Origin of the sequence: Nocardia uniformis NBRC 13702, assembly GCF_001613345.1 — a bacterium.
Classification (GTDB): domain Bacteria; phylum Actinomycetota; class Actinomycetes; order Mycobacteriales; family Mycobacteriaceae; genus Nocardia; species Nocardia uniformis.
Genome location: NZ_BDCE01000070.1, coordinates 81,048 through 100,109, shown reverse-complemented (window position 1 = coordinate 100,109; position 19,062 = coordinate 81,048). Strand labels below are relative to the sequence as shown.

The following is a 19,062-nucleotide window of genomic DNA, read 5'->3' as shown; positions in this document are numbered from 1 at the left end:
CCTTCCGCAACTGTTTCCAGGGCCGATGGTCCCACTGCTCCTTCGACCCCGCGCCGTCTGTGCCGCGCCGGTGCCCACCGAGCTCGAAGCCTGATCGATTCGCGAAGAGGCGGGGCACGTCATGGGCGACGTGCCCCGCCTCTCGTGTCCATACGCGCGATGAGCGTTGTTACGCAGGCACTTTCGTGTGGTGTCGAGGCCGGGTGAGGCAGCGCGAGCGCGGGTAGGGGTGGAGGATTCGGCGCGTCACTCGCTCGACGCGCGCTGTAGTGCCTGTCGTCGGGCTCGCCGCTGCCGCTGACGCTCGGGGTCCGCGACGAGCGAGGACAGTAGTAGCTCGTGGGTGAAATGGTGGGTCGGTTCCGATGTCACGCGAGCGCAGGAGCCGAACTCCAGCACCGTGCCCTGCTTCATCACTGCGACGCGGTGGCTGATGTGGCGGACCACCGCGATATCGTGGGAGACGAACAGATAAGCGACACCGGTGCGTTCTTGAATATCGATGAGCAGCGACAGAATTCGATCCCGTGTCGATAGATCCAGCGCCGACACCGCCTCATCGCAGATCACCAGCTCCGGGTCGAGCGCCAGCGCCCGGGCGATGGCGACGCGCTGGCGCTGACCACCGGAGAACTCCCGGGCGTAGCGGTCCGCCGCGTCGCCGGGCAGTCCGACCTGGTCGAGCAGTGTGGTGATGCGACCGCGGGCCTGAGCGCGCGCCATCCCCGCGGCCCGCAGTGGTTCGCTGAGTATGTCGGCCACACTCATGGTCGGGTTGAGCGAGCTGTACGGATCCTGGAACACCACCTGGATGCGGGCCGCGAACGGTCGCCGTTGCGCCCGACCCAGCTGCTGGATCTCGGTCCCGTCGAATCGAATCGCCCCGCCCGCTATCGGTGTCAGGCCCAGTATCGCCCGGCCCACCGTGGTCTTGCCGGAGCCGGATTCGCCGACGAGCCCTACGGTCTCGCCGCGGCGGATGTCCAGGCTCACCCGGTCGACCGCGGTGAAAGCCTTTCCGCGCCAGCCACGTCCCGGGAATCGGACCACCAAATCGTCGAGTTCCAGCAGACTCATCCGTTCACACCGGCCTTCTCGCTCGCGGCGTCGACGTAGTCGGCGCGGACATGGTCCTCATCCGGCACGGCTGCCAGCAGTTCGCGTGAGTAATCGTGGGCTGGATCGCCGAAGAACTCACGCACCGAACGGGTTTCGACGATCTCGCCGGATCGCATCACGGCGACGTCGTCACAGAGGTCGGCGACGACACCGAGATCGTGGGTCACCAGCAGGATCGACATGGACAGTTCGGTGCGTAATTCGCGCAGCAGATCCAGGATCTCGCTCTGCACCGTGACATCGAGCGCCGTCGTGGGTTCGTCGGCGATCAGGATTCGCGGCTCGGTCGAGATGGCCCCCGCGATCAATACCCGCTGCGCCATACCTCCGGATATCTGATGCGGATAGCACCGCATCACCCGATCCGGGTCACCGATTCCGGTCCGAGCCAGTAGCCCGACCGCCCGTTCGCGCGCCGCGCCGCGGCTCAGTCCACGCGCGCGCAGCGGTTCGGTCAATTGATAGCCGATGGTGAACGCGGGGTCCAGATTCGACATAGGTTCCTGTGGTACATAGGCGATGGATTCGCGCACCAGGCGCTCACGTTGGGCGGGGGTCAGCGTTCGAAGATCCACACCGTCCAACCAGATCTGCGCGGACAGCAGTCGCGCCTGTCGCGGCAGCAGGTCGAGCACGGCGAACGCGGTTTGCGTTTTGCCGGAACCCGATTCGCCGACCAAACCCATGATGCGGCCCTTCCGCAACTCGAGCGTTACACCGCGAACCACCTCGACCGGCTCGGAATCGCCTGCGGGATAACCGATTCGCAGGTCGCGGACGCACAGGATCGCATCGGCCGCGGGCGGCTCCGATGCTGCTGCCCGGTCGGTGGGGTGGCCGCGTCGAACAATGCGTCGCGCCGGAGCGGCTCGGGTGTCGCCGGGTTGCAGCGCGTCACGAAGCCCGTTGCCCAGCAGGAACAACGCCATGATCGTCAGCGATAGCGCCAGCCCGGGCCACAGGAACAGCAGCTGATTCTGGAACAGGGCATTGAAGCCCTCGCTCAACATTCCGCCCCAGGTGATGATGTTCGGGTTGCCGAGTCCGATGAAATCCAGTCCGGTCTGGACCGTGATCGCGACCGCGGACAGCACGGTCAGCATCAGCAGCAGCGGTCCGCGCACCATCCCGAACACATGCCGGGCGATAATGCGGGCATCGTGCAGTCCGGCGACCTTGGCGGCGTCGATGTAGAGCTCGGACCGGATGGCGTGCACCTGGGCGCGGATCACCCGGAACACGCCCGGGGTCATCAGGACCCCCAGCGCGCTCATGGTGATCCACATCGAATTGCCCAGGCCCGCAATAATGGCCATCAACACCAACAGTCCGGGCAGCGACAGGAGCAATGTCGACAGCCAGTCCAGTGCGAGGTCGATCCGACCGCCGTAGTACCCCGCGACCAACCCCGACGGGATGCCGAGCAGTACCGCGACGCCGAGCGCCACCGTCGCGCTGAGCAGGGTCGATTTTGTCGCGACCACCAGTCGGACGAATACGTCGCGTCCGCCGTTGTCGGTGCCGAGTAGATGTCCGGGGCTGCCCGGTGGTGCGTTGAGGTTGCGCAGATTCGCTTCCAGGGGACTGTGCGGGTCGACCCAGCCGATAGCGAGGGCGGCGATGAACGCGATCAGCACGACGCCGAGCATGATCAGGCCGATCACGGCGAGCGGGTTGGTGAGGACCGCCCGCAGCCGTGTCGGTCGGCGCGTAAGAGTGACGGGTGGGGGTTGTTCGCTCATTGTGTGCGTGCCTTCGGGGTCAGCCACATCTGGGCCAGATCGGTCAGGAGATTGACGAGGATGACCAGGCCCGAGGTGAGAACCACCAGGCCCATGAGTACCGGCCGGTCACCGGAGATGGTGGAGTTCACCGCGAGCGTGCCGAGTCCCGGGATCGCGAACACCTTCTCCACCATGAAGGAGCCACCGAGCATCGCGACGGCCCCGAGGGACATCGCGGTCAGCCATGGGGGAGCGGCATTGCGCAGCGCGTGCCGCCAGAGCACCGATCGCGAAGAGATCCCGCGTGAGCGCAGGGTGCGCATATAGTCGGCGTCCAACACGTCGAGGAGCGCGCCGCGACCCTGCAGCAACGCGCCGGAGATACCCGAGAGCGAGACCGCCAGCACCGGCAGGACCATGCCCCACAGCCATTGTCCGGGGGAGGTGCTCATGGGTGTGTAGCCGAGCACCGGGAAGATATGCCAGTGCACCGCGAACAGCGTGAGCAGCAGTAGGGCCAGCAGATAGCCGGGTATCGCGTGACCGGCGAGCGAAATCAGTTGGACGGCACGGTCGGCGCGACCGCGGCCGGTGGCCGCCAGGACGGCGAGCGCCAGGCTCGCGGCGGCGACCACCAGCAGACTCAATCCCATCAGGCTCATGCTGACCGGGAGATGGGTCGCCAATTCCCCGCTGACCGGCCGATTGTTCAGATACGACCGGCCGAGATCGCCGTGCAGCACGTCACCTGCCCAGTCGACGTATTGGACGAGTAGCGGTCGGTCGACTCCGAGCGTGCGGTTGGTGGCGTCGACAGCCTCGGGCGTCGCCTGTGGGCCGAGGATGCTGCGGCCGGGATCGGTTCCGCCCAGGTTGGTCAGGAAGAACGCGAGCGTGGTGACGGCGATGAACAGGAAGATGGCCGAGACCGCGCGTTTGAGCAGGAGTAACGACACGGGATCAGCTCTCCGCCAACTGGAATCGGACCAGGTCGGGGTAGCCGCGACTCTGCTTCTCGATACGAATGCCGGGCGCGGAAGCCCACAGGGTTTCCGTGCCGAAGATGGGCGCGAACCACGCGTCGCGTACGAGCCGGCGATTGACCGCCTGGAACGCGGCATCCTGAGTAGGTCCGGGTTCGGCATGCTGCGCTTCGGCGATCAGTGCGTTGAGTTCGGGATCGGCGACGTGGAACGGATTCCAGGCGGCGGCGGGCAGTACGGACAGTTGGAGATCCTCCCACGGCGATCTCATACCGAGGGACATGAAGAACATCGGGTATCGGCCGGATGTCATCGCTGTCAGAATCTGCGCCGGCGGCACCTTGTCCCAGACGATGGTGATTCCAATGGTGCCGAGTTGCTGGTCGAGCGCGGTATTGAGCGCGGGGCTGCCGGTGTAGGAGGACATGTCCGGCATGGTGACCGTGAAACCCTCCGGGTAGCCGGCGCGCGTCATGAGTTCCTTGGCCTTTGTCACGTCATGCTGATAAACGGTATTCAGCGCCTCGTCGTACGCGCCCGATCCGGGAGCGAAGATCTGGCTGGTCGCTGGCGGATTCCCCGGTGCGAGCGTGCGGAACAGGTCGCGGTCGACGACCATATTGATCGCTTGGCGAACCTCCGGCTTGCCCAGCGCGGGCTGCATTGTGCCGTCGCGGTCGGCCAGGACCAGGCCGTTCCATGTACCGGCGAGCCGCGTGGTGGTCAAACCGGCGGCCTCCAGTTGGGAGCTGTCGGTCGAGACGAACGACCCCACATCCAGCCGCCCGGTGGTGAGTCCGTTGCGGACCGTATTCGGATCGTTGAGCATGACGATCTCGAGGTGGTCGAACGGGTATTGCGAACTGTCGAGGTACCCGGTGTTGCGGCTGAACTTGACGGTGCCCGGTTGCGATGCGGCGGGGTCGTACAGATAGGGGCCGGAACCGACCGGATTCTGGTCGAATTCGCCCTTGGCCAGCACGTCGGGCGAGACCATGACCCCGAGCGCCGAGGCGAGGTTCGTCAGCAACGCGGGGTCGGGAGCCGACAGGCGCAGGACCAGCTGATCCGGTGTGGTCACCTCGATACTCGTGATGGCTGCACCCATCACGCTGTGCGGTCCCGGGGTCGAGGTGAATCGAACGAGATTGGCCTTCGCGGCATCGGCGTCGAAGGTCGTGCCGTCGCTGAACCGAATACCTTCGCGGAGATCGAGGGTCAAGGTCGTGAGCGCCGCGTCGTAGCTGAACTCCGCCATCGCGGGGATCGGGTTCCCGTCCGCATCCCTGTGCAGCAGGGTGTCGTACACGGCCTGCCAGTAGTGCGTGCCGGGTCCGATATTGAGGTTGACCGGATCGAAGCTGCCGACCGGCGAGGAGGTCGCCAGGGTCAGTGTGTCGTCTGTGACGCCACCGTCCGTGGACTGGCCGCAGGCGGCCAGCGGCGACACGGTCAGTGCCAGCGCGGTCGCGATGGCGAAGATTCGGGATTTACGCAAAGGACACTCCTCGGGTTCGGGCACCCGGCTCGTTCGGTACGTGCTGAGCAGTCGGTCGGAGTGCCCGCGCAGCGCCGCATCGTTCGGGCCGGCAGATGGATTATGTACCTACACATCTTGGTCTGTGCAAGAAATCAGCGAAGATATGAAGATTAATAGGTTCTTGAGAACCTATGTGGCTGATGGTCGGGCGTACTGGCGGGTATTGCCCGGCCTCGGGATCCGTACCCGCGATCTCATTGGCGAATATCCGGTTCGCGAACAGGCGCTGTCGCCCGGAGTCGACTGCTGGTCGCGGGTCTTCTCACTCGTCGCGCCTCCTCGGCAAATGGAATGAAGAATCCAGCCGATCGACTACGGCTGGTGCAGGGTCGCGGCTCGCGGCCGCAGGTGTTGGTTCAACGGAACAATATGTTCGCGCGTATCTATGAACACCATGATTGCCAAGCGCTGATGTGTCAAGGTTCGCTGGTGGGATGCATCATAAAGTGCTGTGTCAAACGGGGTTTCTCGATCCTTTGAGATGCTTCGCCACCTCACCCGTCAGCGGTGCCTATATTCATGGGTATGCTGTGGTGTCCTAATCGCCTGCGCCGACGCGGGTTTCGGTTCGGTCGCCGAGGGCGTCGTCGGCGAGTCGCCACATCTGTTCGATCTGGGAGCGGAAGCCCGCGCGGGTCTCGTCCGGTAGTGCGAAAACCAGCGGGGACTCCCGCCGGATGCCCTCGGCGGCGGCATAGGCGACCGCCTCCGGTTCGATCGCCAGGGGGATCGGGCCGGTGCCGAACGGTTCGCGGGCGCGGCGGCCGAAGGTCTGCGGACGGTTGCGCTGCGAGTCGAGGATTCGGGTGGCCGCCTGCCCGGGGCACAGCAGTGTGACGCCGATACCGTCGGCGGCCAGTTCGCCGCGGAGTCCGAGGGTGATGGCGAGAACGGCGTGTTTGGTGGCGCTGTAGAGCGCGCTGTTGGCGGTGTCCGGGAGGAAGGCGTGGGTGGACGAGGTGTTCATGACGTACCGCCACCCGCTGGCCTGACGCATGCGGGGGAGGAAGGCGTGCAGGCAGTTGAGTGTGCCTTCGACATTCACCGACGACAGCCACCGCCAGTCGCCGAGCGAGGATTCGGCGACACTGCCGAACAGCAGCACTCCCGCGTTGTTGCACAGCAGTTCCACCGATCCGAACTTCGCGTAGGCCGCCTCGGCGAGGGCCGCGACCGAATCCGGATCGCTCACATCGACGCCGACGCCGAGCGCGGGTACCCCGTTCGCCTGCAACTGCGCGGCTCGGCGACGCACGCCGACTTCGTCGATATCGGCCAGTACGAGCGACATTCCCCGCGCGGCGAGTTCGGTCGCCAGTGCCGCGCCGATACCGGCGGCCGCGCCGGTGATCACGGCGGTGCGGCCGGCGAAGGGGGTTTCGGTCATGCTGGTGTCTCATTTCTCGGGGTCGCTCCCCGGCGCGGGAGCGAACATACTGACTGTTCAGTCAGTAAGCTTAGTGGGCAACCTCCATCCCGTCGAGGGTGCGGCGATGCAGTGCCGCACCCTCGAATCCGGCGATCATGAAGCTGATTTCCGGTCGGAGCACGAGGGTCGGGTCGGATCAGCCGACCGGGCGGGCGCAACTGGCCAGTGCGTCGACGAGAGAGCACAGGGTCGACGGGTGCACGGGCGTGTACCGCGCGGGCACGCCGCCCTGGGCGATGACGGTGCGATAGGCGTCGACAGCCCGGGTGGGGACGCGCGTGAGATTCGGGTCGTTCTTCACATCCACGCTGTAGAGACCGAAACGTGGTGTGTAGCTTCCCCATTCGTAGTTGTCGGTCAGGCTCCAGTAGTTGTAGCCGATGACGTTCATGCCGTCCTGGATCGCACGTTGCACCCAGTAGACGCTGTCGGCGAGATGATCGGCGCGGTCGTAGCCGTCAGGGCGTCCGGGTCCGTTCTCGGTCGGGATTCCGTTCTCGACCACGTAGAGCGGTCGCCCGGGATACTTCTCGGCGTAGTGCCGCAGTGCGTAGTAGAGGCCGTCCGGTGCCACCGTGGCATTCCACGGCTCGGAGAACACGTTCGCGTAGCTGAGATCCGTGGGCGACATCGAGTAGTAGTAGTCCAGCCCGATGAAGTCGAGTTTGTCGACCACTCGATCGAGGAAGGTGGTGTCCACCAAGGACTCTGCCACCGGGAAGTAGGCGACATTGGACGAGACCTGCGCGGTCGGCTGGGCGGCATGGATGTAGTCGTAGATCTCGCGGTGCACCCGCACCCACCGATCCATGGCGGCCGACAGGTCGGCCGGGCCGAGCCCGCCGACCTGCATTTCCTGGAAGGCATAGGCGGACGGCTCGTTGATGGTGATCCACAGCGGGTCGACGCCGGCGTAGCGGTCGACCACGCGGCGGGCGTTGGCCAGCCACTCGGCACTCATCTCGTCGCGCCGCCAGCCGCCGCGGTCGAAGGCCCAGCCGGGATACACCCAGTGGTCCAGCGTGATCATCGGCCGCATACCCGCCGCGAGGATCGCGGCGACCACATTGTCGTAGAAGGCCCACGCCGCCGGATCCTGGTGCCCCGGTGTGGGTTCCACGCGCGCCCACTCGACGCTCATACGGAAGACCTGAGTGCCGAGCTCTCGGGCGCGTTCGATGTCCTCGCGATAGCGGTGCAGGAAATCGACCGAGGTTCCGACGGTATCCTTCGTCTTGCCCGCATCGGCGTAGCGGGACCAATTGCTGTCCGGTGCGTACCCCTCGGATTGGAAGCCCGAACCCGATACGCCCCACAGGAATTCGCTCGGCAGCGGTTCGGCGTGCATGCCGCCGACCGGCTCCGCCGTCGCGGGCATAACCGATAGGGCGGTCAATCCCAGTGCGACAGCCGTAATTCCGAACCTGCGACGCATTGTGCTCTCCTCGTACTCGACCGTTCACCGGTGTGGTGTCATCAGGCGGCGATGGTAGCTGACCGAACAGTCGGTCGGTTAGCGATTCGAGGTATCGGGATGAGCGGCCGGGTGGGTCGGAAGCCTCGAGGGGGAACATTCGGCCACACGCTCGGTGCCGGACGACGCGCAACCGATCCCTGATGGGGGCGAGATGCGATGTTCGGACCGACTGGAATGAATCGCAGGACTGAGACCGGTGCGGGCGAGCGGACCTGTTCGGTTGCGGCGGTGCGAGGTTGGTGCGCGGTCGAACCGGAGTCCGAACCAGGTGGACCGGGTGCGCGATGGTGATCCCGTGCCGTCGATGGTGGATGAATCTCTCGTGGCGTCCAGCGCGATGACGACGAGCCGTGCCCGGTCGCGGGTGCCAGGGCGTGGTTCCGGACGGCGCACGAGACACGTTTGTGTGGTGCGCGCCGCGGCGCGCACCACACAAACGATCCCTGATGGGTGGGGTGCTACTTGGCGGGCTTCGGCTTCGGTTGTGGTGCGGGCTGGTTGATGGTGGTGAAGTACTGCGCCGCCGCGAGAATCGCGACCGGGGCGGTGACCAGCAGGGTGCCCGCGAGGGAACCGAGGCTGCCCACGGCCATCACACCACCGATACACCCGATGGCGGCCGCGGGCAGAAACGGCCCGAACAACCCGACGATCGTGGCCGCCGCGACGGTGGCCCCGGCGATACCACCGAGCACGCAACCGACCGCCGCGCCACCGATCCCACCGACCATCGTGCCGATACCCGCACCCAATTGAACGGTCGACGCCATGCGCGCCCACGCGGCCTGTTCACGCTGGAACTCCGACTGGAAGGTGGACTCGTCCTCGAACGGCAGCGCCACCGGCCGGTAGACCGCGTGCTCGGCATCCAACCGCGGCGTGAGCGTGGCGGTACGGTCCTCGATCTCGGCCGTGATCGGGAAGACGAAATCGTCGACACGGAACGACAATTCCGCCCCGGCGATCGCGGTACCGTCCGCGGCCTTGATCATGAACACGCCATCTTCGACCACCAACGACCCGCTATCGGTCGTGATGGTGGTGGAGGTCTCGGTCGCCGTAGCGGTATATCCGACGGTGTCGGGACCCGGATCGGGTGCGGCGCTGGCGGTTCCAGCGCTGACGGTGATCGCTGCGGCCATCAGGGCCGTAGCGGTAGCGAGATTTCTCATGCATCGGTCTTTCGCTGTCGGGCGCGCCCGTCGAGGCGCTACCCTGAAAACCAGGCGTCTGGCAGGACGTCACTGGTAAGGAAAAGTGTTGGTTCGTCCAGCGGATCGGGTCCGCTGGGATTCACAGGCGTGTCGTCGCGTCCTCCTCGTGGTTGTGCGGTGTGGACGTGGCGGCCGACGCCTTCGGGCGTGTGCTGCGGCCGCGGGGGGTAGGGGGCGGCGAATTCTTGCCGACCAGGTGTGTCCGAGTTGTGAAGTCACCCGGCGATCACCGAGCCAGGGCGTGGTGACGGCTCGAACAGGGATGGTGCCCATGTCGACGCCGCGATTCATGGACGGCTCGCTCGGGATCACCCAGTCGGGCCGTACGGGATTGATAAGTTCCAAGGAACCTATAGTGGTTAGCGTCACATCAATTCGCGAGGGTGTCAACAGGTGTGAGTGTGCTTGTGTGAGTCCGGTAGCGATACTTGGTGGATGCCATCTCGCATGTCTCGAATTCGATAGTGTTATGTTCGTCAGAACATATAGTCGATCGTTCGATGAGAGTGTTCGTGAGTTCCGATACCCCTGCCGCGTCCGACGAAGAGTTCGCCGCCCCCGTGGACTACCGCTTCACGCTGGCCAACGAACGGACCTTCCTGGCCTGGATTCGCACGTCGCTCGGGCTACTGGCCGGCGCGGTCGCGGTGCACGCGCTGGTCGCGCCGGTCGAGTCCGGGGGAGCGCTGCGGGTCGCCGTGCTGGTGTGCCTGGTACTCGCGCTGGTGCTGGCACTCGGCGCCTATAGACGCTGGCGGATGATCGAGCGGGCCATGCGGGTCGGCGGGCCCCTACCCACGCCGGGATCGGTGCCATTCCTCGCCGCCGGTATCGCGGTGGTGTCGCTGCTGGCCGTGACGTCGGTGCTGCTGGCGTGACCGACGGCGCCGCCGATACCGGACTGGCCGCCGAGCGCACGGCGCTCGCCTGGCGGCGCACCGCGGCCAGCGCCTGCGTGGTGGCGGCGCTCCTCGGTCACCACGTCCTGATGTCGGGATACGAAACACGCGCGCACGACGAATCGCCGTGGGCTCTGCTCACTTCCGCGCTGATCCCACTGGCCGCGGCAGTCATGCTGCTGGGAATCTCGGTCCTGAGCTGGCGGCGCAATCGCGTCCTGCGCGGCGGTGACCGCCGCGCCGCCGCCGCGCCCGTGGTGATGGCGGCGGTCGCCGTGGCGGCGGTCGCGGTCATCATGCTGTTGGCTACCGGCGTCGCGGTGATAGGGCCGGACGACTGGACAGTAGGCTTGCCGGGACAATCGGAGCGCACTGCGCTCGACGGGCGGGAGGCGCAGATATGGCGAGGACACGCGACGCCGAACAGGCGGGGGAGGCCCGACGGTCTCTGATCCTCGCGGTGGCCATGAAGTTGTTCGCGGAGAACGGGTATCGCGGCACCTCGTTGGCGGCCGTCGCGGAGGCCGCGGGCATTACTCGTTCGGGGGTGCTCCATCACTTCTCCAGCAAGGAAGCGTTGCTGTCGGCGGTACTGGCCGCGCGTGACGAGCAGGCGTTCGACGCGGTCGAAGTCGATCGGGAGTACGAGGGCGCCGCGGCGCTGCGTGCCCTCGAGATCGTCGACCGGCTGGTGGCGCGCAGTGCGAGCAATCGGGAGTTCACCCGCCTGAGCCACCTCGCGCTGTTCGGTTCCGCCGACGCGCCGGAATTGGCTCAGGACTGGTCGAATGAGCGCCTGCGCACCTACCGGGACAACCTCGCGCGCGTCATCGAGGAAAGCGCCGCGGCCGGGGAGATCCGCGCCGATATCGACGCCGGGGCGATCGCGTTGCTGTTGGTCGGCGCGATCACCGGCCTGACGGAACTGTGGTTGCGCGACGAATCGCTCGACATGGTGGCCGCGGTCCGGACGCTCACCGACGTACTGCGCCGCGATATTGCGCCGGACCGCGGCTGAATACTCAGCGCGACAGGGGAACCGGGCGATCGATGTCCATATCGGTCACCGGTGTGTCGAGGGTGAAGCGGTCGCGCAGGAACTGTTGCGCCGCCGCTTCGCTGCGGCCGCCCTCCAGTATGTGCTCACCGACTGGGTTGCGGGCGGTGACGACCGCGGTGCCGCCGCGCCGCCAGCTCGCCGCCAGCTCGTCGGCCTGGGCGACCGGCACCACTTCGTCGGTGTCGGCGTGGTAGTTGTAGATCGGTATGGTCGGTGCCACCTCGCCGAGTGAATTGCGTTGCAGCACTTCGATCAGTGGTGAGCCCTCGCGGTAGTGGTCGCCGACGCTGGCGTCCGACAGCCGCCAGAACGGATAGCGGGTCAGCAGTTCGAGTACGCACAGATCGGCGGCCGCCGCGGTATCGGCACGGCCGCGTTCGTTGAGCATTGTGTCGAGGCGGATCTCCGGGAATTCCCGGGGAGCGGCAACCAGCGCGCCGACCAGGAAGCCGGAAAACAGGCCTCCGTCAACGTTTTTCAATACGACAGGCAGGTTCGCGGGCACCCCGCCGATGGCGGCTCCCACGAAACGGAGTTCGGGTGCGTAGGTCGCCTGGAGTTCGGCCGCCCAGCCGGTGGCCGCGGCACCACCGGAGTAGCCGTGCAATCCCCACGGGGTGTCCGGTCCGAGCCCGGCCGGAGCGAACTGCCCGACAGCGCGCACGCCGTCCAGTACCGCGTGACCGGAGAGCGGCCCGGCGAGGAATGCCGATTGTGGACCTTCGAAGTCGGGTATCGCCACCGCCCAACCATTGCCGAGCATCTTCGTGATCTGATTGCCGGCCTGTGAGGTGCCCGTGGCGAAGCCGTAGGAGGGCGCGCACCGGGTCCCGGTCGAGTCCTCGGGGATTTGTTCGGAGACGGCCGGACGGGGGCCGGGGCCGGTCCACGGTGTTGTCGGCACCATGACGGTGGTGACGGCGAGTATCGGGTTCCCGTGGGAATCGTTGGTGCGGTAGGACAATTGCCAGGCGCGGACCGGAACTGACATTCGGGGATCGAACTCTCGGGCGGCCACCAGCCGGCCGTCCGGGTAGGTGCCGATGTCGGCGGGTGCCGCGTAGAACGGATCCTGGTCCGGCACAACGGAACCGGCAGGCAGTGCCGGCCCCTCGGCAGACGTTTCCGGTGCGACGGTGACGGATGCGACAGCGAGCAGCGCGGCCGTGACCACGACACGTGCGATCGACGATCGCACGGTGTCGCGGTCACGGCCGGGACCACGTCGCGGGAGTCGGATTCGGCGGTCGGCACCGGCCCCCGTGCCTGCCGCGGCGTGGATGGTGACCGCGATCGGCCGGGGATCAGTGGAGAGCATGAATATCCTTCCCGTCAGGGATCTTCTGAGGTGTCAGTTGCCGCCGGAACCGCTGCCGCTACTACTGCCGCTGCTGCTTCCGGAGCCGAGGCCGTTGGGCAGACGCAGATTCGCGTCCGGGACGCCGGTGCCGTTCGGATCGAGCAGACCGCCCTGTCCGGCGTAGACGCTCTCACCGGGTTCCGCCTGCACGGTCGTCACGTACTTCCACAGACCGTCCGCGAGTGCCGCGCCACCGGCGATGAGCGTGCCCAGCACGCCACCCGCACCCGCGAAAGCCCCGATGGCGGCGGGTGCGGTGGCCAGGCACGCGGGTCCGACCACCAGGCATGAACCCAGCCCGATCACCGCGCCGACGAGAGCGCCCAGGACCACGCCCGCGATGGTGCCCAGCGGCACCTTCGACATATTGTCGGCCCAGGCATCGAGCGCCAGTTGGTTCTCCACGGCGGAGGCGATCGGCCGTAGACCGGTATCCGGGCTGAGAGCCACCGCTCGCCCACCATCCATGACCTGATAGCGGATCGGGTGTCGCAGTCCGTCGAGCAGGAACTCCGACGGCAGGCTCAGCACCGATTGCCCGGCGAGCGTCCGAATATCGACCGCCCGCCCGTCCGACGTGGTGGTGAACAGCGCCTGATCGAGTACGGCGATGACGGAGTCGCCGACCACCGCCGCGGTGACAGTGGGGTCCGCGGCGGTGGAGCCGGTGTCAGCGGTACCGGTACCGGTCGCCGCGGTGACGGCACATACCGCCAGCGTGGCCACGGAAAGCGTTGCGCAGAGCTTCATCTCGAATGTCCTCGCGCTTCCCGTTCAGTTCCCGGTGGCGGGCGTCGGAGCCGGAACCCCGGCCCTGCCCTGCAGGTCCGGGGCGTAAATGCTCTCTCCCGGAGCCGCATTCAGCGTCGTGACGTACCGGTAGATCGCGAACGCGGCGTTCGGCGCGCCCGCGATGACCAGTCCGGCCAGGCCGCCGGCCCCGGCGACCAGGGTGACGATGGGTAGTACCGCCACCACGCATCCCAGGCTCAGCACCAGGCACGACGCACCCGCCAGCGCGAATCCGACACCGATACCCAGCGTCGCGCCGATGGCGGTACCGATCAGGCTGCCGACCGAGGTTCCGATGCTGACCGAGTTGATCAGATCGTTCATGGCGAGCTGGTTCTCCAGTGGTGAGGCCACCGGGCGCAGGGCGGTGCGGTCGACCGCGGTCAGATCGGGTGTGAGCCGCAGGGTTCGGCCGTCGTCGGAGATCTGTTCGCGGATCGACAGCTGCTGCTCGTCGATCACGTAGCTCAGGGGAAGCGTGTCCAGTACCGTTCCGGCCGCATCGCGGATTCGTATCGTCTCCTCGGCCCGGGTGAAGGTGCCGTGTTCGAGACCGACGACGACTGCCCCGTCGGACAGTGTCGCCTGATAACTCACCTGCGGCGAAACAGGTTGTTCGGGATCGGCATTCGCGGTGGCGGCGGCAATGGTGATACTGGCCGCGGCAACGGCCGCGACCATACCCGCGCGACGAATCTTCATGGAGAACCTCATAATCCTTCGTTGTGCGCCACCTGGATGCCCGGTGGCAGGCCCGAGTGTTCGGGCGAATCACGGCCGCGACGACCGGCGATGGGGACGGTTTCCCGTTGTCGGCGGGCGAGTGGACCGTGATTGCGCAGAGCGTACCGACTGATTAGTCGGTCTGCTTGATTTTTCGAAATGTGCCACTCGGGCGGGGTGGTGCGGCCTCGACTAGCGTTCGTCGTCGTTGGGGAGGCAGCGCACGACGGGGTGCCGTTCGGGGTCGAGCGCATGGAGTACCAGGTCGACGGTGCGCGGATCGGTCGACTCGGCCAGATGTCCCGCGCGGTCGACGGGGCAACCGTCCTGGATCAGGATATTGGTGACGTTCGGCCCATCCACGAAGGCGATGGGGTAGGGCGCGGCGATCCGATCGTATTTCGAGGCGATCATCGTGTAGCGCACGTCCGGCGCGGTCATGGGGCCGCTATTGAGTTCGGTCAGATACGGCGATCCGACCAACATGTCACGTACCGCGGCGCGGTCGAGCAGGTTCAGGGCTGGCGTTTGTGCGCCGAGCGGTGTGATATCCACTCCGGCAACGATTTTCGCAATCCCATGCTGTGGTCCGCTGATCGCGACAACGTGTCGCAGCGGATGGGGATCGGTGAATTCCAGACTGACCGCCCGGGCGATCAGTGCCCCCTGTGACTTGCCCACCACATCGATGGCGGTGCCGTGATTGACTTCGCGGATCCGCTCGACGGCGGCCGTGAAGAAGTCGACGGACTGCGACACCGGCTGCATGGAATCGTATTCGAGACCGTAGACGCAGCGGCCGTCCTCGAGCAGGGCCCGGCGCACAGGGCCCAGGCTCTTCTCCACCGTCGCGTTGGTGCCGTGGATCAGCAGCACCGGCACCGCACCGGTGCTCGATGACGCGCACGCGGCGATCGAGCTCGGCGGTGCGGTCATCGGCGGGGGTGGCGCGGCGGCCGCGACCCCCGCGCATGCCCCGCCGCTCACGGCCAAGGCGACACCGATGTTGAAGAGTGCTCGCACAGTCGTCCTCCTGAAGAATCTAGATTCGCAGACATATTGGCAGCAACTATCTATCCGCGATAGTGCTAGATCAATGCCTCGATGTATGTATTCTCAGGAACATATCGTAGTGACGACCGCCGCAGTGATCGACCGAAGGGATAGTCCATGCGAGCAATCATGGTGATGTTCGACAGCTTGAACAGGCACCTGCTGCCGCCCTACGGCGGTGACTGGACGCATGCGCCGAACTTCGCGCGGCTCGCGGAGCGCACCACCACCTTCGACAACTGCTGGGCGGGGTCGATGCCCTGTATGCCCGCCCGCCGCGAAATCCATACCGGCAGGCACAATTTCCTGCACCGCAGCTGGGGTCCGCTGGAACCGTTCGACGACTCCATGCCGGAGATGCTGAAGCGGGCGGGCGTCTACACCCATCTGGCCAGCGATCACCCGCACTACTGGGAGGACGGCGGCGCGACCTACCACGGCCGCTACAACAGCTGGGAGTTCTTCCGCGGCCAGGAGGGCGACCCGTGGAAGGGGCAGGTGGCCGATCCCGAGATCCCCGAGGACCTCAAGCGCATGCGGCGCGAGGCCTACCGGCAGGACTGGGTCAACCGCCAGCACCTGGGTACCGAGGCCAGGCATCCACAGACACTGACCTTCGACGCGGGAATGGAGTTCCTGCGCACGAATTCCGGTGCGGATCGCTGGTTCGTGCAGATCGAGACCTTCGACCCGCACGAACCCTTCTTCAGTCACCAGCGGTACAAGGATCTCTACCCGCACGACTACGACGGCCCGCACTTCGACTGGCCGGACTACAAGCGGGTGACCGAGACGCCGGATCAGGTGCGGCACGGGCGTTTCGAATACGCGGCGCTGCTGTCGATGTGCGACCACTCGCTGGGGCGGGTCCTCGACATCATGGACGAACGCGATATGTGGCAGGACACGATGCTGATCGTGTGCACCGACCACGGACTGTTGCTCGGCGAGAAGGACTGGTGGGGCAAGTCGGTCATGCCCTGGTACAACGAACTGGTCCACCTGCCGCTGTTCGCCTGGGACCCCCGGGCGGCCGCTGCGGCCGGGCGGCGCAGTGAATCCCTGGTGCAGACCATTGATCTGGCGCCGACGCTATTGGAGTTCTTCGGTGTCGATCGCACCGACGATATGCGCGGCATCCCGCTGCCGGTCGCCACCGACACCGGGTCCAGGGAAGCCGGTCTGTTCGGAATCCACGGCGGGCACGTCAATCTCACGGACGGCCGCTATGTCTACATGCGTGCGCCGGTCGACGCGTCGAATCAGCCGCTCGAGGAATTCACGCTCATGCCGACCCATATGCGGGCCCGGTTCGGTACCGACGAACTCGCCGATCTGACCCTGGCGGAGCCGTTCACCTTCACCAAAGGGGTGCGGACACTGCGTATCTCCGGCCGCAGCCTGATGAATGCCTATCAGTTCGGCACCCTGCTGTTCGATCTGGTCACCGATCCCGAACAGCGCAATCCGATCCAGGACGACGCGGTCGAACTGCGCCTGGCCGGGCTGATGGTCGACCTCATGCGCGAGAACGACGCGCCCGCCAGTCAATTCGAGCGACTCGGCCTGCCGGTCACGGGCCCGGTCACGGAAACGCACCTGCTGGTGGGTGCCCAGCGGGCATTGGCTGTCGACAACGCCGAGCCGCTACCGAAGCCTGAGGATTTCGCGGGTGGCGGCGCGGCGCTGCTGATTCCGGTGCGCGAAATGCTCGCCGATCCGGTGGCGGGTGCGATCCTGCACCGGCATCTGCCGATTCTGGGCGATACCGAGGTGCTGCAGATGATCGGCGACGCCGCCCTGCTCGATATCGTGGCAGTCGCACGCGGGGCCGTCCCGCTGGACAAACTCCATGCGATCGCCGCGGATATGGCAGCCCTGACGACCGAGGTGGGGAGTTCGGCATCGGCGCGCGGTGATTACTCGCCGTCGCACGGTCCGCGGCAGGGCCGATCCCGGACCCAGGCGTAGTACCTATGTACATTCGAATGCATCATTGGTGATCGACGCCAACGGAGGAGCCTGTGGACCCCGCCGAATCGCGGAGCTGTTGTATGCCCTCGCGCGCGGGCGCCGATACGCCCGGGGGTGTCGTCCTCCCGGTGGCCTCGCCCAGTGCGCACCGCGCGGATACCGCGGGCATGGTCGCGTTGCCCGGTGGCGAATTCCTGATGGGTAACGCGCACGGCGACGGATATCCCGCCGATGGTGAAGGTCCGGTGCGTCGCGTCCGGCTGGACCCGTTCCACCTGGACGCCCGGGCGGTCGACAATGACCGGTTCGCCGCCTTCGTCGCGGCGACCGGGTACCGCACCGAGGCCGAACGGCTGGGCTGGTCGTACGTATTCGCGGGTTTCCTGCCCGCCGCGCTCCGGCGGCGATCGCAGCGGGTCGAACGCACGCCCTGGTGGTGCGCGGTCGAGGGCGCGGTCTGGGATCACCCGGAAGGACCGGACAGCGGACTGGCCGACCGCGGCGATCATCCGGTGGTCCATGTGTCCTGGAACGACGCCTCGGCCTACTGCGAGTGGGCGGGCAAACGGCTGCCGACGGAGGCGGAATGGGAGTACGCCGCGCGCGGCGGCCTGATCGGGGCGCGCTATCCGTGGGGCGATGACCTCGACCCCGACGGTGAGTACCGGTGCAATATCTGGCGCGGCAGCTTCCCCGCCAAGAACACCGCCGCCGACGGCTACCGCGGCACCGCGCCCGTCGATGCCTTCGCGCCCAACGGTTTCGGTCTCTACAACATGACCGGCAACGTCTGGGAGTGGTGTGCGGATTGGTGGGCACGGGGGCACGACGCCGACCCGGTGGCCGATCCGCGCGGACCGGCCACCGGGGATGCCAAACTGATCCGCGGTGGCTCGTACATGTGCCATGACTCGTACTGTTTCCGCTATCGGGTCTCGGCCCGCTCGGCCAATACTCCGGACAGTTCGAGTGCCCACACCGGCTTCCGGTGTGCGGTGTCGACGTTCGCCGCCTCCTGACCCTTGACACATCGAACTACCGATGCGATTCTCAAAGCTAAGTTCCTAGGAACATAGGAGACCAATGCAGCTCGACTACGTGATCCTCGGCGCTCTCGCGCTGGGCCGGTACTCCGGATATGACCTGCGCCGCTGGATGGAGGGCGCTGGTCGCTACATCGGCTACGGCGTGCAACTGCCGCAGATCTACCGCCGCCTGGGCGTGCTCGTCGAACGCGGACTGGTCGAGTTCGAAATCGATCCCCGTGAGGGTCGACCGGACGCGAAGGTCTATACGCTCACCGACGCCGGACGGGAGACGCTGCTGGAGTGGGCACGGTCGCCCTTCGAGCCCTCACCGCGGCCCATGGATCCCGATTTCAAGCTGCGGTTCTTCTTCGCCGGACAACTGGACCGCGAGATCGCGATCGAGATCGTCCGTACAGAACTCGAGTACCGGCTGAAGCACGACAATCTCTCGGCCGCCGCACCGCTGCCGGGCGACTACCATCCGCAGCTGCCGAATCTCGATCCCGAGTGGGCTCGTCAGGTGCACGTCATGGCCCATGAGCACGGGTACGCCTCGACCGCCGCCTATATCGCCTGGCTGCAGCTCACCCTGGCACGCCTGGAATCCGGCCGCTCGCACTGAGTTCGGCACCTCACGCACCGCGCTCGACCGTTCCCGCGCGGTGATCCGCACCGCCCGCACCAGAA

At 66.5% G+C, this 19,062-nt stretch carries 17 protein-coding genes; 6 read left to right on the top strand and 11 right to left on the bottom strand.

Annotated elements, in window-relative coordinates:
* Positions 1 to 246 precede the first annotated feature (246 nt).
* The 7 genes from NU1_RS26260 to NU1_RS26230 all read right to left on the bottom strand — a co-directional run bounded on the left by NU1_RS26260 (position 247) and on the right by NU1_RS26230 (position 9,444).
* Complete coding sequence (locus tag NU1_RS26260; RefSeq protein ID WP_067525318.1) at positions 247 to 1,077, bottom strand: ATP-binding cassette domain-containing protein; 831 nt, start codon at positions 1,075 to 1,077, stop codon at positions 247 to 249.
* Positions 1,074 to 2,861, bottom strand: a complete 1,788-nt coding sequence (locus NU1_RS26255; protein WP_067525316.1) for a dipeptide/oligopeptide/nickel ABC transporter permease/ATP-binding protein — start codon at positions 2,859 to 2,861, stop codon at positions 1,074 to 1,076. The genes NU1_RS26260 and NU1_RS26255 overlap by 4 nt, the downstream gene beginning before the upstream one ends.
* Entirely contained in the window at positions 2,858 to 3,799 is a 942-nt protein-coding gene (locus NU1_RS26250) for an ABC transporter permease (protein WP_067525314.1), read from the bottom strand. Before NU1_RS26250 ends, NU1_RS26255 begins: the two co-directional genes overlap by 4 nt.
* A 4-nt stretch (positions 3,800 to 3,803) precedes the next feature.
* On the bottom strand, positions 3,804 to 5,324 hold the full coding sequence (locus NU1_RS26245) for an ABC transporter substrate-binding protein (RefSeq protein ID WP_067525312.1): 1,521 nt from the start codon (positions 5,322 to 5,324) through the stop codon (positions 3,804 to 3,806).
* A 580-nt stretch (positions 5,325 to 5,904) separates the two neighbouring features.
* Positions 5,905 to 6,753, bottom strand: a complete 849-nt coding sequence (locus NU1_RS26240; RefSeq protein ID WP_067525310.1) for an SDR family oxidoreductase — start codon at positions 6,751 to 6,753, stop codon at positions 5,905 to 5,907.
* Positions 6,754 to 6,931: 178 nt separating this feature from the next.
* A complete protein-coding gene (locus NU1_RS26235) occupies positions 6,932 to 8,230 on the bottom strand; it encodes a family 1 glycosylhydrolase (protein WP_067525308.1) in 1,299 nt (432 codons plus the stop codon).
* 500 nt (positions 8,231 to 8,730) lie between these two features.
* The gene (locus tag NU1_RS26230) at positions 8,731 to 9,444 is read right to left on the bottom strand and encodes a DUF8020 domain-containing protein (protein ID WP_067525306.1); all 714 of its coding nucleotides are present in this window, start codon (positions 9,442 to 9,444) and stop codon (positions 8,731 to 8,733) included.
* Between the two features lie 542 nt (positions 9,445 to 9,986).
* Between NU1_RS26230 and NU1_RS26225 the strand changes: the two genes are divergently transcribed.
* Genes NU1_RS26225 through NU1_RS26215 form a run of 3 tightly spaced genes read left to right on the top strand, consistent with a single transcriptional unit; the run spans position 9,987 to position 11,403 of the window.
* Positions 9,987 to 10,364, top strand: a complete 378-nt coding sequence (locus tag NU1_RS26225; protein WP_084521816.1) for a YidH family protein — start codon at positions 9,987 to 9,989, stop codon at positions 10,362 to 10,364.
* Positions 10,361 to 10,837 (top strand): DUF202 domain-containing protein, encoded by a 477-nt coding sequence (locus tag NU1_RS26220; RefSeq protein WP_067525304.1) that lies wholly within the window; start codon positions 10,361 to 10,363, stop codon positions 10,835 to 10,837. The genes NU1_RS26225 and NU1_RS26220 overlap by 4 nt, the downstream gene beginning before the upstream one ends.
* Positions 10,786 to 11,403, top strand: a complete 618-nt coding sequence (locus NU1_RS26215) for a TetR family transcriptional regulator (protein WP_067525302.1) — start codon at positions 10,786 to 10,788, stop codon at positions 11,401 to 11,403. Before NU1_RS26220 ends, NU1_RS26215 begins: the two co-directional genes overlap by 52 nt.
* Before the next feature lie 4 nt (positions 11,404 to 11,407).
* Here NU1_RS26215 and NU1_RS26210 read toward each other — a convergent pair whose 3' ends face one another.
* The 4 genes from NU1_RS26210 to NU1_RS26195 all read right to left on the bottom strand — a co-directional run bounded on the left by NU1_RS26210 (position 11,408) and on the right by NU1_RS26195 (position 15,343).
* Complete coding sequence (locus tag NU1_RS26210) at positions 11,408 to 12,763, bottom strand: lipase family protein (protein WP_067525299.1); 1,356 nt, start codon at positions 12,761 to 12,763, stop codon at positions 11,408 to 11,410.
* Positions 12,764 to 12,796: 33 nt separating this feature from the next.
* Entirely contained in the window at positions 12,797 to 13,555 is a 759-nt protein-coding gene (locus NU1_RS26205; RefSeq protein ID WP_157553047.1) for a DUF8020 domain-containing protein, read from the bottom strand.
* A gap of 24 nt (positions 13,556 to 13,579) precedes the next feature.
* Positions 13,580 to 14,299 (bottom strand): DUF8020 domain-containing protein, encoded by a 720-nt coding sequence (locus NU1_RS26200; protein WP_067525294.1) that lies wholly within the window; start codon positions 14,297 to 14,299, stop codon positions 13,580 to 13,582.
* 213 nt (positions 14,300 to 14,512) lie between these two features.
* Complete coding sequence (locus tag NU1_RS26195; protein ID WP_067525292.1) at positions 14,513 to 15,343, bottom strand: esterase/lipase family protein; 831 nt, start codon at positions 15,341 to 15,343, stop codon at positions 14,513 to 14,515.
* 147 nt (positions 15,344 to 15,490) lie between these two features.
* On the opposite strand from NU1_RS26195, the gene NU1_RS26190 reads away from it, so the two are divergent.
* From NU1_RS26190 to NU1_RS26180, 3 genes are all read left to right on the top strand, one after another.
* Entirely contained in the window at positions 15,491 to 17,344 is a 1,854-nt protein-coding gene (locus NU1_RS26190; protein ID WP_084521814.1) for a sulfatase, read from the top strand.
* A gap of 83 nt (positions 17,345 to 17,427) precedes the next feature.
* Positions 17,428 to 18,366, top strand: coding sequence for a formylglycine-generating enzyme family protein (locus NU1_RS26185; protein WP_067525290.1), 939 nt, complete (start codon positions 17,428 to 17,430; stop codon positions 18,364 to 18,366).
* A 64-nt stretch (positions 18,367 to 18,430) separates the two neighbouring features.
* Positions 18,431 to 18,997: a PadR family transcriptional regulator gene (locus NU1_RS26180; protein WP_067525288.1), complete on the top strand. Its 567-nt coding sequence runs from the start codon at positions 18,431 to 18,433 to the stop codon at positions 18,995 to 18,997.
* The last annotated feature ends 65 nt before the right edge of the window (positions 18,998 to 19,062 follow it).